Origin of the sequence: Abyssibacter profundi (assembly GCF_003151135.1) — a bacterium.
Classification (GTDB): Bacteria; Pseudomonadota; Gammaproteobacteria; order Nevskiales; family OUC007; genus Abyssibacter; species Abyssibacter profundi.
Window position 1 is genome coordinate 50419 of sequence record NZ_QEQK01000020.1, and the last position, 13072, is coordinate 63490.

Annotated in this window: 10 protein-coding genes and 1 pseudogene; 4 read left to right on the top strand and 7 right to left on the bottom strand. The window is 63.1% G+C overall.

Annotated features, from left to right (window positions below; all coding sequences use genetic code 11):
- Window positions 1–2 precede the first annotated feature (2 nt).
- The 3 genes from DEH80_RS16380 to DEH80_RS16390 all read right to left on the bottom strand — a co-directional run bounded on the left by DEH80_RS16380 (window position 3) and on the right by DEH80_RS16390 (window position 4759).
- Window positions 3–1757, bottom strand: coding sequence for an alkaline phosphatase D family protein (locus tag DEH80_RS16380; protein WP_109721600.1), 1755 nt, complete (start codon window positions 1755–1757; stop codon window positions 3–5).
- Between the two features lie 107 nt (window positions 1758–1864).
- Window positions 1865–4234 (bottom strand): neutral/alkaline non-lysosomal ceramidase N-terminal domain-containing protein, encoded by a 2370-nt coding sequence (locus tag DEH80_RS16385; RefSeq protein ID WP_109721601.1) that lies wholly within the window; start codon window positions 4232–4234, stop codon window positions 1865–1867.
- 75 nt (window positions 4235–4309) lie between these two features.
- Window positions 4310–4759 carry a metallophosphoesterase family protein gene (locus DEH80_RS16390; RefSeq protein ID WP_165831528.1) on the bottom strand — a complete coding sequence of 150 codons (450 nt, stop codon included), beginning with the start codon at window positions 4757–4759 and terminating at the stop codon, window positions 4310–4312.
- On the opposite strand from DEH80_RS16390, the gene DEH80_RS16395 reads away from it, so the two are divergent.
- The gene (locus tag DEH80_RS16395; RefSeq protein ID WP_165831529.1) at window positions 4758–5438 is read left to right on the top strand and encodes an imelysin family protein; all 681 of its coding nucleotides are present in this window, start codon (window positions 4758–4760) and stop codon (window positions 5436–5438) included. The two genes, DEH80_RS16390 and DEH80_RS16395, sit on opposite strands and share 2 nt — an antisense overlap.
- Before the next feature lie 90 nt (window positions 5439–5528).
- Window positions 5529–5918: a hypothetical protein gene (locus DEH80_RS16400; RefSeq protein WP_109721604.1), complete on the top strand. Its 390-nt coding sequence runs from the start codon at window positions 5529–5531 to the stop codon at window positions 5916–5918.
- A 141-nt stretch (window positions 5919–6059) separates the two neighbouring features.
- Here the strand turns inward: DEH80_RS16400 and ilvD are convergent, their stop codons facing one another.
- The 3 genes from ilvD to DEH80_RS16415 all read right to left on the bottom strand — a co-directional run bounded on the left by ilvD (window position 6060) and on the right by DEH80_RS16415 (window position 10596).
- Window positions 6060–7916 carry a dihydroxy-acid dehydratase gene (gene ilvD, locus DEH80_RS16405; RefSeq protein ID WP_109721605.1) on the bottom strand — a complete coding sequence of 619 codons (1857 nt, stop codon included), beginning with the start codon at window positions 7914–7916 and terminating at the stop codon, window positions 6060–6062.
- A gap of 353 nt (window positions 7917–8269) precedes the next feature.
- A complete protein-coding gene (locus tag DEH80_RS16410) occupies window positions 8270–8848 on the bottom strand; it encodes an SH3 domain-containing protein (protein WP_109721606.1) in 579 nt (192 codons plus the stop codon).
- 239 nt (window positions 8849–9087) lie between these two features.
- Window positions 9088–10596 carry an alpha/beta hydrolase domain-containing protein gene (locus DEH80_RS16415; RefSeq protein WP_133249294.1) on the bottom strand — a complete coding sequence of 503 codons (1509 nt, stop codon included), beginning with the start codon at window positions 10594–10596 and terminating at the stop codon, window positions 9088–9090.
- Window positions 10597–10837: 241 nt separating this feature from the next.
- On the opposite strand from DEH80_RS16415, the gene DEH80_RS16420 reads away from it, so the two are divergent.
- Together DEH80_RS16420 and DEH80_RS16425 are read left to right on the top strand one after the other, a co-directional pair.
- Window positions 10838–11728: an enoyl-CoA hydratase/isomerase family protein gene (locus DEH80_RS16420; protein WP_109721608.1), complete on the top strand. Its 891-nt coding sequence runs from the start codon at window positions 10838–10840 to the stop codon at window positions 11726–11728.
- A gap of 202 nt (window positions 11729–11930) precedes the next feature.
- A pseudogene (locus tag DEH80_RS16425) lies at window positions 11931–12083 on the top strand (transposase); the annotation flags it as partial.
- Window positions 12084–12331: 248 nt separating this feature from the next.
- Here the strand turns inward: DEH80_RS16425 and DEH80_RS16430 are convergent.
- Window positions 12332–12850, bottom strand: a complete 519-nt coding sequence (locus tag DEH80_RS16430; RefSeq protein ID WP_133249295.1) for a hypothetical protein — start codon at window positions 12848–12850, stop codon at window positions 12332–12334.
- Window positions 12851–13072: the final 222 nt, after the last annotated feature.

Sequence of the window (13072 nt, forward strand, 5' to 3'; positions counted from 1 at the left end):
GTCTATGACAGCCGTGGGCTGAGGTGATTGGGTCGGCCCACCGATGAATGCGAGGTGCCGAAACGCCCGATGACCTCGGCGTCGTCCGTGTCCGAAAAGGGCACCAGCACAGTCCCCACGTTCCAGAAGGTGCCCGTGGCCGATTCGGGGGTGATCTCAAGCTCGACAAATCCATGCGCACCGGCGTGGTGGAACGCGACATTTGGATTGGCCGCGACCACCGCGGCGTTGTAGAGCGGTGCCAGCACGGCACCGCCTGGCGAATCGGCCAGATTGTTCGAGGTCACGCTCATGCAGGTGAATTCGACCGCCACGCTGCCGTCCCCGGTTAGCGGGTTGTATCCGGGCACGCCGGTCAGCTCAGCGGTCAGCGGATTAAACGGCGTATAGGGATCCTCGACGACATCGCTGGCCCAGCCGGTGTGGATGTCGCCGGTTAACACGATATTGTCCACAATCCCCTCGCTCCGCCAGATCTGCATTAACTGGTCGCGCTCGAACTGGTAGGCGCCCCAGTTATCGCCGCCCTCGTTGCCACCGCCAGGGCGCAGGCCCATTTCCTCGGCCACCTCGGGTGGCAGGTAGGGCAAGGGCGAATAGCGGGGATCCGGGTTATTCCGATGCGGTGACATCATGGTTTGCTGACCCAGCACCCGCCAACGGGTGCCTGCCGCCTTGGAAGCACGCATCCGATCCAGCAACCAGGCCTTTTGCGGCTCACCCAGCATGGTCCGGCTGGGATCGGCACTCTCGGTGCCAGTGGCCGACGTGTCCGTCTCCGGAGCGTTCCGCTGCAGGCGGGTATCGAGCATGAGCAGGTCCACCAGATCCCCGAATGGCAGATGGCGCCAGATGCGTAGCGGATTATCCGGCTCGGGCAGGCGGATCGGCAGCCACTCGGCATAGGCGCGGGTCGCCGCCGCACGGCGTTCGGGCCAGTCACCCTCGGTGTCGGGCTGGTGATTCTGCGCCCCGTCCGCCCAACTGTTGTTCGTGGATTCGTGATCGTCCCAGACAGCGATCAGCGGATGGGCCGCCGTCATGGCCTGGAGATCAGGGTCGGTCCGGTACTGGGCATGGCGCTGCCGGTAGTCGCTGAGCGTGACAATCTCATGCGGCGGAAAATGATCCCGCCCCAGATCACTGCTGTTCCCGTACTCGTAGAAATAATCGCCGACATGAATCACCGCATCGATGTCCCGTCGCGCCAGCACCTTGTAGGCATTGAAGTAGCCGGTGGAGTAATTGGAACAAGACACCAAGGCGAAGCGGGCCCGTTCAGCACCCGGCGCGGGCGCCGTTCGTGTACGCCCCACCGGCGAGGTCACCGCACCAACCCGGAACTGAAAGTAATAGGTGGTGGCGGCACTCAGGCCGGTGACATCCAGTTTGACCGTGTAGTCGGACTCGGCTCGCGCCCAAGCACTGGCCGCCGCGTCGAGCCCGTCCCCGGATGTTCGCAGCACGTTGGTCATCGCCGGATCGGAGGCCAACACCCACTCCACCGGCGTGTCCGTCGTCAGCCCGCTAACCCGTGTCCAAAGCACGACGCGATCTGCCAGGGGATCACCGGAGGCCACCCCGTGCTCGAAACTGGCATGACTCGCTTTAGGGCCCTCAACAGGCGGGCGCGGTTCGGAGCTGTCCTGTGCACAACCGGCGAACACCACGGGCGCACAGGCGGCGCCCACGAGAAAGCGTCTGCGCGACAACGCACGCTGGGACAAACGCCGCATGCGGCGCAAACGTCTGCTCATGACCGGGAACCCTGCGAATCATTGAAAGATGGATCCGCACTTTGAGCCTGATCTGTAACAAGACGATGACGCCTTGCCCGCACCCGCGCTGATGCCGAGACGGGGGTCTATGCCGGAGGCGCCTGAGATCCCGGGCAGTCGGCCTGCGATGCCGACACCGTAAACGCATCCGTTACCACGTCATAGGCCCGAAGCGACCCATCCAGCCCGCGGGATTGACCGGTAAAACGGAACCGATAGCTGCCCGCTGGCAGATTCGCCGGAGTCTGCCAGCGGGCATCGGCGGTGCCGCCACTGCTGGTCAGCGGCCGTTCGGTCGCCACGGGGACAGGGAGCAACGGCTTCCAGGCGTAGATCAGCTGTGGATCGCGGTCCTCAATCCAGGTCTCCCAGCTGCCATCGCCACGTTGGCGCTCGACATTCAAATAACTGCCCTGCAGTTGCAAGTCGTTACCGGGGTGCCCTGCCACCACCTCAGCTTCCACCAATTCGCCGGGTGTGACAGCCGCAGGAGGCTGGCGAACCAGGGTGCCAGGCTCGCCGGCCGGGTGCGGGCTTTCCACCGGCCCCGGCACCAACGCGAGGTCGATTCGCTCGGCGGGCGGCAGCTCGACCGAGACCGCCTCACCGCGACGCATCGCCCGGGCCAGCTTGAGCGACTCCTGCATCACCGCAGCATGGGTCCAGGGGCCATACAGCGTCGACGCACCTTCGTACTGCTGGGCCGCGTATTCCTCACGTGTCGTCAGGTAGTGCACGTAGTCGTTCACCAGGCCGGCCACCACGATGGTCTGCACGCCAACAGGCGCAAGCTCTGCGAGCAGCAGCGTCTTGAGCCGGCGCGCCGCCATGGTTGTCACCTCCCAGGGCAAGCCGATGACCGCGAGCTGGCCGATGCGGAACAACTGCAACGGCAGCTCCGTGCCACCCCGCGGCAACAGCACGGGCTTTTCCGCCTGGCAGGAGAAGTCCCCGAGTACGGGAGGCAGCATGGAGACATTGCACATCACCACGGCAGACAACGTCTGACCGGGAATCGTCTCGGCCGGCCAGCCACCGGGAAAGCCTTCCAGACGCGTGCCGGTCAGCGTGGCGATGTCATCCAGCGCGGCATCCAGCAACGCCGGATCATCACTGCAAGTCAGGCCCTCGGTCGTGGGGCCTGGCCCATCCTCTGCACCGGCCCCGAAGGAGGCACCGAGAATGCCGGTGCAGGTTCGCTTGTCCTCGGCGTCCAGCTCAGCGGGTAGGTTCAGGCTGGCCAGCACGGCCGGGTCATCGATGCTGATCGACTCGATGGGCACGCGAATCAACCGATAGTCCACCGGACCCGTGACCACCTCACCCGTCCCCATGAGTTCCAGCGAACGCGCCAGCTGTTTGAGGCCGGATATCGCATTGGCATCCAGATCATCCACACCACCGCCCCGCCTGGGGTCCGGGTAGGGGTAGGTCTCAATGGCGATATTGGGCGAGGCATCGCCTTCATCAGCCTGGGCGAACGCGCCGACAAACGTGCCTGCCGCAGGGTCGGCTCGGTAGTCAGTCCCCATCAAGGCTTCCAGCCCCAGCGAGGCCTGCCCCTTCACATCTCCACTGACGTAGTGCTGCGCGGGACCGATCACCGTGGGGTGCACGCCGAACCAGTTGATCAGCCCTGTCAGGCCAGCCTCACGCAGCAGTTCCAGCTGCACCATGCGCTTATTGACCTGCACCTCTTCGCCGCGCTCGTTCAGAAACGCCTGACGGTCAGCCTCGGCGTTCATCACATAGGCAGGCTTGGACCGGTTGATGTTGGTGTTGAGCAGTTCACCCGACGACAACTGGATCGTCGCCAGCTGCGCGTGGGCAACGAAATTCTCATGCGCATTGCGAATGGCCGCGACCGTGCCACCGACGATGACGGCCGCGCCATTGCCGACCCCGGCCAAGCCGGTGCCCGGATCGGAATGGGTGTGCGTGACCGACAGCATGACGTTATGGGCGTCATAGTGCGCGGACAGGCGCTCATCGGCAGCCAACTCCGCCAGAATTGCCTGCCGCACGGCGGCGCTCATCAAGCCCGTGTCCAGCGACACGAACAGAACCCGCCGACCGTTGCAGGGTGACTCGATCACAAACGCCCGGGCATAGACACGCGTGTGCAATGCGGAGAACACCTGCTGCGGGTTCACCCAGGCCAGGCTTGCGGTATCGGCAATGGGCCCGGTGATGTCGTGGATGCCAACACCCACGCGATAGCCCCTGTTGTCGGCACAGGGCGCGGGAATGGGACCGGCTGGTGGGGTGTCGACGACCAGGCGGCCCGGCGCATCCAGGCCATCGCCCACCTGCCGGCGGGGGTCGCTCGTCACGCACTCCAGCGCCTCGGCGTCGACACCAGCCACGCCCGCGTTGGGGGCGTCAGATGCCGGTCCGCCACCACAGGCCGCCAGCGCGGCCATCCCCACAAAACCCAACCAACGCAGCTGCACCATCACCCCCGGCCTCCTCACGCCTGCAAACCTTGCAAGCTAACCCGCGCCCGGCCGCAGTGCGATGGTAAATCGGGATTAGTGGCGACAGCCTTCCGACCGGAGCGTACAGGCGCGGCGGATCGCGATGCTGCGCGCGGCCGGCAGCCCCGAGGGCGTCAGCGGCAAACCGGCGTCGGGATTGGCATCCGCCCAGGGCGAGTAGGCTCGGGTCTGCAGCAACCCGGCTTCAAGATCCAACGCCCAAACCTGCAAATACCCACCGCCGCCCTGCTCCAGATGCTGGTAGTCCACAACCAGCAATGGCACCGGCAGGCCCTGCGCATTGGTCGCCTCCAACACGGCATCACCAATGTGGTGCCCGCCGATCGCAAGCACGATCTGCGGATTCGGCGCGATCAGCGCCTGCCAGATCGCTTGACCGAAGACGCTGAGCTCCGCCGGTTGATCGATGGCAGCCTGCACCAGCGGCCCCAAGCCCGCACCGGCCGAGCACTGTCGTCGCCGGGCCCGTCTGCTGGACATCATGGCCGAGCATCTCTACAGCGAACTGGGCGGCATGACGCTGAACTGGGCCGGCAACAATCCGGGCAGCTATGGCCTGCATCTCATCCAGGGCGAGGTGAACAACGGGCTGCGGCGCATGCTGTTCGGGATGATTCGCCTGGCCGGCGATGAACTCTCCGGTGAACGCATGCAGGTCCCGCTGCTCAGCCAGTCGCCTGAGGAGGAGCAGGATTGCTTCTCTGATGACACGCATCAGTCGCTTTATTACAACGCCCGGGGCATAGCCAACGTCTATTATGGCCGCTACCGGATTGTCGGCCAGGACGACACTTCGACCTACCGCGCGCCGCAGTCCCTGGCCAAGCGGGTGGCCCAAATCGACCCTGAGCTGGCAGCCCGCCTGGACCAGCAGATTGACCGGGTGGAGAGTCTGATGGCGGCGATCCGACACCGCGGCGAACACGGTGAACCCTTTGACCGGCAGATCCAGGCAAGCAATCGCGAATCACGCGTCTTGCTAGGTGAGGCGATTGCCGCCCTGCAGGCTCTCAGCGCGGCGTTGGAGGCGGTGGCCGCCCGACTGGCCCTGGGGTCGATCAACCCACAGGCGCCTCGCTCTGAGTCGATCAGTCGGACGTATACGGCACCGGCCACCGCCCATCGTTCAGGTGACCAGCCAGATCTGGATGGGCTTGGATGACAGATTCCATGCGCCGACATTCAGCGGTGACTGTACGAACCGCAAGAACACGGTAAAGTGCGTTCTACCCTGTTCACTCGGTGTTCAACCGTGGCCCAGCCGCCGAACGTACTTGATCGTCGATCCCGTCCGCGGCCCGTTGATAACCGCCGCAGCGTCGCCAAGCCCCGCTCTGGCCCCCTGCTCGATTCCATCATCCAGGCCATGCTGGCCAAACTCCACGCCGAGGGTGTGCAGCCCGGTCAGGCAATCGACCTGAACGCGCTTTGGCATCACCTCAGTGTCGAGATGGGGGTGCGGCAGTTCGACACCATCCCCGCGGCCGGCGAGTTGCTGGGTCGCGGCTATGTGCGGCATATCGGTGATGACTCGTACCAGGTCGCGCTCACCGAAGCCGGGTTTATCGCCGCGTCCCGTGCCTCCACCCAGCCGATGCAGCAAATGGTTTCCGCAATTCGGGATTTGCAGAGCGCGGTCTAGCCACACCATCAGTCAGCGCGCGCCCCGCATACAGCGGTTGACCTGCACCGCGCGGCTTGGCCGCCGCGGACAGCCAAGGCATCCGCCCGATGGCCCCACCGGAACGTTGGTGCACCGTCGCACCCCGCCCCGGCTGCCCGGTTATCCGGATTTCAGCTGAGACAGGTCGCGGACCGCTCCCCGTGCGGCAGACGTCGCCATGGCGGCGTAAGCCTGCAGGGCCAGTGACACCTGGCGCTCACGCTGCACGGGTTTCCATGCCTGATCGCCGCGCGCTTCCATCGCTTCGCGGCGTTCGGCCAGCTCGGCATCACTGAGGTCCACGCGAATCACGCGGTTGGGAATATCAATCTCGATGATGTCGCCGGGCTCGACCAGGCCAATGTCGCCGCCCTCGGCGGCCTCAGGCGAACAATGACCAATCGACAAGCCCGAGGTCCCGCCAGAAAAGCGGCCGTCGGTGATAAGCGCGCAGGCCTTGCCCAGACCCTTGGATTTCAGGTAGCTGGTCGGGTACAGCATTTCCTGCATGCCCGGCCCGCCCTTCGGACCCTCATAGCGAATCAGCACGACATCGCCGGCCTTGACCTTGTTGCTCAGCAGAATGCCGTCGATGGCCTCTTCCTGACTCTCGAAGATCACCGCCGGCCCCCGAAACTTGAGGATGGATTCGTCGACGCCTGCCGTCTTGACGATGCAACCATCCTTGGCGATGTTGCCGTAGAGCACCGCCAGCCCACCATCTGTGGAATAGGCATGCTCCACATCGCGGATGCAACCATCGGCCCGGTCGGTATCGAGACTGGGCCACTGCGCCGACTGGCTGAACGCCACCTGGGTCGGAATACCGCCTGGCCCGGCCATGTACCGCCCGGCAGCTTCCTCGCCACCGCGCATGACGTCCCAATGCGCCAGCGCCTCACCCATTGTGCGGGCGTGGACCGTGCTGCAGTCGCTGTGCAGCAGACCGCCCCGGTCGAGCTCCGCAAGAATGCCGATGACGCCACCAGCGCGATGGACGTCTTCCATGTGATATTGCTGCGTCGCCGGCGCCACCTTGCAAAGGTTGGGGATCTTCCGCGACATGCGGTCGATGTCGGCCATCGTGAAGTCCACACCGGCCTCATGCGCCGCGGCCAGCAGATGCAAGACCGTGTTGGTCGAGCCGCCCATGGCGATGTCCAACGCAATGGCGTTTTCGAAGGCCTTGAAACTGGCGATGGACCGGGGCAGCACCGAGGCATCATCGCCTTCATAGTAGCGCTTGGCCAAGTCGACGATGACCCGCCCCGCCTGGAGGAACAATTCCTTACGTTCGCTGTGGGTCGCCAGCAACGAGCCATTGCCGGGCAAGGACAGGCCCAGGGCTTCGGTTAGGCAATTCATCGAATTGGCGGTGAACATGCCCGAGCAAGAACCGCAGGTGGGACAGGCGCTGCGCTCGATGCTGGCCACATCCTCGTCGGATTCCTCTGGATTGGCCGCGCTGACCATGGCATCGACCAGGTCGAGCTTGATGTCACCCTTTTTGGCCAGGCTGACCTTACCAGCCTCCATCGGCCCGCCCGAGACGAAGACCGTCGGGATATTCAGTCGCATGGCGGCATTGAGCATGCCGGGGGTGATCTTGTCGCAGTTGGAGATGCACACCAGCGCATCGGCACAGTGGGCGTTGACCATGTACTCCACACTGTCTGCGATCAGATCACGACTGGGCAGGCTGTAAAGCATGCCGCCGTGGCCCATGGCAATGCCGTCATCCACCGCAATGGTGTTGAACTCCTTGGCCACGCCACCCGCCGCCTCGATTTCCCGCGCCACCAACTGGCCCAAATCCTTCAGGTGGACATGACCTGGCACGAACTGAGTAAACGAGTTGGCAACGGCGATAATCGGCTTGCCGAAATCATCGTCCTTCATCCCGGTGGCGCGCCAGAGCGCACGGGCACCGGCCATGTTGCGTCCGAAAGTGGTCGTGCGGGATCGATATGCAGGCATGGTCTCAGTCCTTGGGCGCGGCTATGCATCGACAGCCACGTAGATCGTACGAGGCGCGCATTGCAGCATAGACAGGCCGCATCACCAAGCCAGACCGACGCACCAGGTGCCGACGATGGCCAACTCGGAGCCTGCCGCGCCTGAGGTTACAGCCACCAGGAACGCGGCGTCGCCACAAACCGGACCGGTCCCCTGGACTGAGAACACGCGATCGCGTGGCCGGTCTTGCCGGGAGGTGCCGCAACCAGCCGCTCAGCGATTGGGCTAACCGGCAGAGCCCCTATAGGCGGCCAGCTTCGGCAGGAGGGCGTCGCGCAACCGCACAACGTCCAAGGTCAGGGCGACCGGCCGACTCAGCCCTGTGCGCCGTTGCGCACCCAGTCGGCGCTCCGCCCTCGCGTGGTGAGCAGAGGGTTCAGCCAGTCTTCGGCCACCCAGCCGGAGGCTGAACTCTCGCCCGTCACGGCGCTGACATGACACCACCGCCGTGCGTTCCCGTCGCTGCACTCGATGACGTCGACCACCACGCCGTGGGCGAGGCTGCCAATGGCGTCACCACCGGGTTGCGCCCGCACGGTCAACGATTGCTCAGCGCCGACTTCGACGGTGCGCAGCCGCGACATTTCGGCGTGCAAGGACTTCACCTCATCACGCAGCGCCGCATTTTCGCGTTGAAGCCGCACTGCACGTGCGTGGCTGCGCTCGAACTCTTCAATGACCTGGCTGGCTGACTGATGCGCCTTGTCCAGCGCGGCGCGCATGGCCTGGACCTGGCCGATCTCCCCAAACCCGGTGTGCGACACGTCCGCGACCGAACAATCCTGCTGCGCTCCCAGCGGGACATCGGACCCGATGGCTGCACAGGCGCAAAACAGTAATCCAACCCATGCGAGCGCCGGCACGCGCTTCGTCTGTTGCTTGATCTCCGCCACCCCATTCCCCTAGGCGAAATTTTTGTAAAGACTAGAGACTTATCAAGCGGTCAGCCATCGTAAATTTGCTGTATTTTCAACAAGATTGGTCACTTGTTAGCCATATTTACTAGACCATCCATCGTAATCTGCGACCGCTGATCGGACGCAGCTCGCGAGCTAATTTCGTCCGGCAACGAACCGGCTCATCGCGGGCCGTCAAAGCGCCCACCCCGCCACGGGACGGGGTGGGCCGCGACTCAAACCGGATCGCCACCGGCGGGTGGTGGAGGTGGCACGCGCGGGACGGGATTGGTGATGTCCGAGCCTCGGGCGCGGCGCAAGAGATCTTCCGCATGCTCGGGAAGCAAGCGACCCGAATCCACAGCTTCGGGGATCACCGCCTCAAGCTGGGCCAGATAGTCGTCGTGCGACTCGTACAAGCCCATCATCCGAGCAGGGTCAAAGGTTTGGGAAGTGCCCACCAACGGAACCAGACCGCCGGGTGTGCAATGCGTGAGGCTGGTTCCTACCGGCAACTGGCCCGCGAAGTAGGCTCCGATCGGGACATCCACGATGGGCAACCGGAATCCCCCCAAGGCATTGCCATGCTCGTCAAATGTCAGATCCCCAGCCTCATCCCGAGCCAGCGGCGGGACACTGCCCGGCGCCTGCCCGGAGACCAGCCACTTGTGTAGCGCGACGATGCCCGAGCTCCACACGTACCGCACCGGGTAACGGTTACGGTTGCAACTGCCCTGCGGATCCAGTTCACCGTACTGACCGGCTACCTCCGGGTCATAACGTCCATGGACGCCGTTGCTGTTCGCATAGATCGCCATGCTGGTGTAGTACTGCTCACCCGCATTGGTCGTGTGGGGTGGACCCGCCACTTCCCAATATCGGAACAGCGGCTCATCGGCCGGCGCTTCGACGATGCCCGCGGCCTCATCCTGGCTGTTGATCCAGAGAATCGGAACCAGATCTTTGCGGGTGTCCAACACCGAGCCGGAAATCTGGGGCATGTAGCCATCAAACATCCGGTCACGCTCATGCACCTCATTAATATAAGTGGTCAGGCGACCAGCCGATTGTGACGACCCCGTGGCCACCACACGCTCAATTCGATCCCGTATCTCCGCTGGCATGACAATGGGATCGAACACGGCCTGGGCGGCCTGCGAGAAGATATCGAAGGAATAGTCATCCCCCGGGTGCATCAAGTCTGCGTAGCGAACCGGGTCCCAGAAATATAGGCTGGTTGGCGCCCCATCGACCCCCTGCTTCTGCGCCGAAACGCCGACGTAGATAAAGCCGCGCCCCATCAGCACGTCATTCGCCGCTGCCCAGGTGGATTCGATATCGAACTGCAGCGTGACGTTGTTCCAGTCCAGCACCACCGTTCCATTGAAATCATCGGGATCAACGGGCCGGCGCACGGTCATTCGCGTGCGGTAGGCGCTTTCGGTGTCCGCAGCATCGCCGTGGCCGCGTGCCAGGCCACCAAAGCTGAACTCCTCCTCTACGTAGCCCTCGATCAGCGGCACCATGGTGGTTCCCCAGGGTTCGCCGGTGCGGATGCCGCCCATCAGCGGACCCAGTACCTCGGGTGCCGGCACCGGCTCCTGAGCAACCGGGGGTGTACCGGGATCGCCGCCCGCCCCCGTTGGATCCGTGGAAGCCGTAGGGCCTGAATTGCAGCCCATCAGGCCGAGCACCAGTAGCGCGGTGCAGGCGGTTTTCGGCCGCCGGCTCGTGACCTGTCTCATGGTCGTGTCTCCTCGTTGTTGTACCGCCTATTCCCCGCCTAGAAGCAGGTGAACTAACGGTTAACTATTTGTGTACCCGACTGTACATAGCGTTGCAGGAGGGTTCAATAACCGCCTGTCTGCACAGACTGGACCCATCGCGGCCAGCTTAATACTTGCGTTTCGCAATCTATTTATTTACTTTCGTATCGAAAGCGTTATGCCTGCTTTCAAATGAACCTTTCGATTGGAGATTCCCTAGATGCAGCCCCAAACAAAACCCACCGGAACAGGCGCCACCGAACTTCCGGCCTTTGAAGATCTCGTGTTCACATCAAACGGACCGGTCGCCACCATTCAGCTGAATCGCCCTCAGGTCACGAATGCCCTGTCGATCCGGCTATCTGCCGAATTCCTCACCGTTCTCGAACACATCCGTGACAGCGAGCAGTACAAGGTGGTGGTGATCGAGGGCGCGGGCGGCAACTTCTGCGCAGGCGACGACCTGGCAGAAATGGCCGCCGGCAAGTGGGGTAACGCAAACCAGATCATGCGGCGCGTTCGCGGTTATCAGCACATGGCGAACACCCTGGAAGACCTGGACAAGATCACCGTCTGTGCCGTGGACGGCTACTGCGTCGGCGGAGGCCTGGAAATCACCATGGCTGCAGACTTCGTTATTTGCACCGAAAGATCCCGATGGGGCATGCCGGAAGTTGACTGGGGCATTACACCCGGCTGGGGCGGCACCACCCGCATGGCCCGGCTCATTGGCCGTCGTATGACCAAGGAGATCAACCTGCTCGGCGCACTCCACCCTGCTCGACGCGGTCTCGAGCTCGGGCTGTTCAACCGTGTGGTGCCACCACAAAGCCTCGCGGATGAAACCCGACGGCTGGTGGACCTGCTGCTGATGAAGAACCAGCAGGGCGTACGCCAGCTCAAGTACATGATCAATAAGAACGTCGAGGCAGACCTCCAGACCGCACAGGGATTCGAAGCAATGGGCGCCGCCCTCACCGGGGCGCTACTCGGTAGTTGGCAGGTACCGGATGCCGACGGCCAACATGGCTGGGCCGATTACAGGACCCAGGCCGAGGACAGTAAAATTCATCAGCGTCGGGCTGCCGCCCTGAACTTCTGGACCGACTAACCCGGGCCAGCCGCCCTCGGAACGAACGGGCCTGCACGCCCGTTCGTTCCTATTCAGGCCCCTGGTGTCATCGAAGGCCGCAGACGCCCACCTCGGTCGCACGCCCGCACCACCCGTCCGCCGGGCTGCGCACGCGGGATGGGTTCTACCCCGTTCTCGCGGACACTTTCAAGAAGCCTGATACTGGGCCAAAGGAGTGTTCATGTCGAAGCGCAGGAAGTTCAGCCGAGAGTTCAAACAAGGGGCTGTGGAGCAGACCTATCAGCCGGGGGTGACATGTGCGCAGGTTGCCCGTGAGCTTGAGATTGGCGCCAATCTACTCACCCGCTGGCGGCGAGAAGCCGAGGCGAGCGGTGGCTTCTTACACCACGACCGCTTTTTGAGCAACCACACCTCTATAACACCCCTTATTGCACAAAATCCGTTGTCCTCCATCGGTCAACATTTGACTGGAACTGATTGCTTTGTCGCGTAATTCTTCAGATTTTCACCCATGGCGCTTCAGCGTCGCGCCGGTGATGGACTGGACGGATTTCTTTATAATTCAATTGCTTACGTAATCATTGTGCAAATATTGCGCACCACAGTTCGGGCAAACGCTGGTCACCCTGGTAACTGAAGCGCCAACACGACCACGCGCTCAGCTGATGAGACCGATGCGACACATGAATTCGCGACCATCTGGAGATAATCAAGAGCCTCGGCGAGCTTCATTCGCCGTTGCCGCCCAGCGACGGTGAAGGTCAGCCCTTGCTTTCTCTGTGCGACCAGCAGAAAGACACCAGACCTGCATTCGCGATGGCGCATATATTGGCCGATGAGCTGATTCTCCAAACGCTCGACCAGTTCGTTTCCGGACCACTTGTCGATCAGCTTCAACTCAATGGCCACTCGGTCAGGAGAAGCAGCAGATTGCACGATGTAGTCCGGCTTTTTGTTCTCGGCGACTTCCGGCTCCCGATGGATAGTGAACTGACGAGCGGATTTTCTTTCCAGCTCGCTCCCCAAGCTGGGCTGCAAGTCGCCTTCAAGACCAATCGCCTTCCAAGCCAATCGATGACTGAGTGCCGCGTTCTCCAAGTCGTACGCAATTTCCCCAAGTGCGGAGACGACGCGGTCCAAGAGTTCATCGGCAGTCCGAACTGGGCCACATTGCGAGTTGACCCACTCTGCGTACTCACCTGACGAGAATGGCAAGGTCGTGTCCCCGGACGTGGTGTAAGAGTGGCCACCGTGCCCCGCGGTAATCTGAGGTTTCTTGACGACCTTAGACAACCGAAAGAGGGACACGATGACCGACGACAGGATGGCGCTGCGCGCGCTGCTTGAAAAGGGTTCTCACGC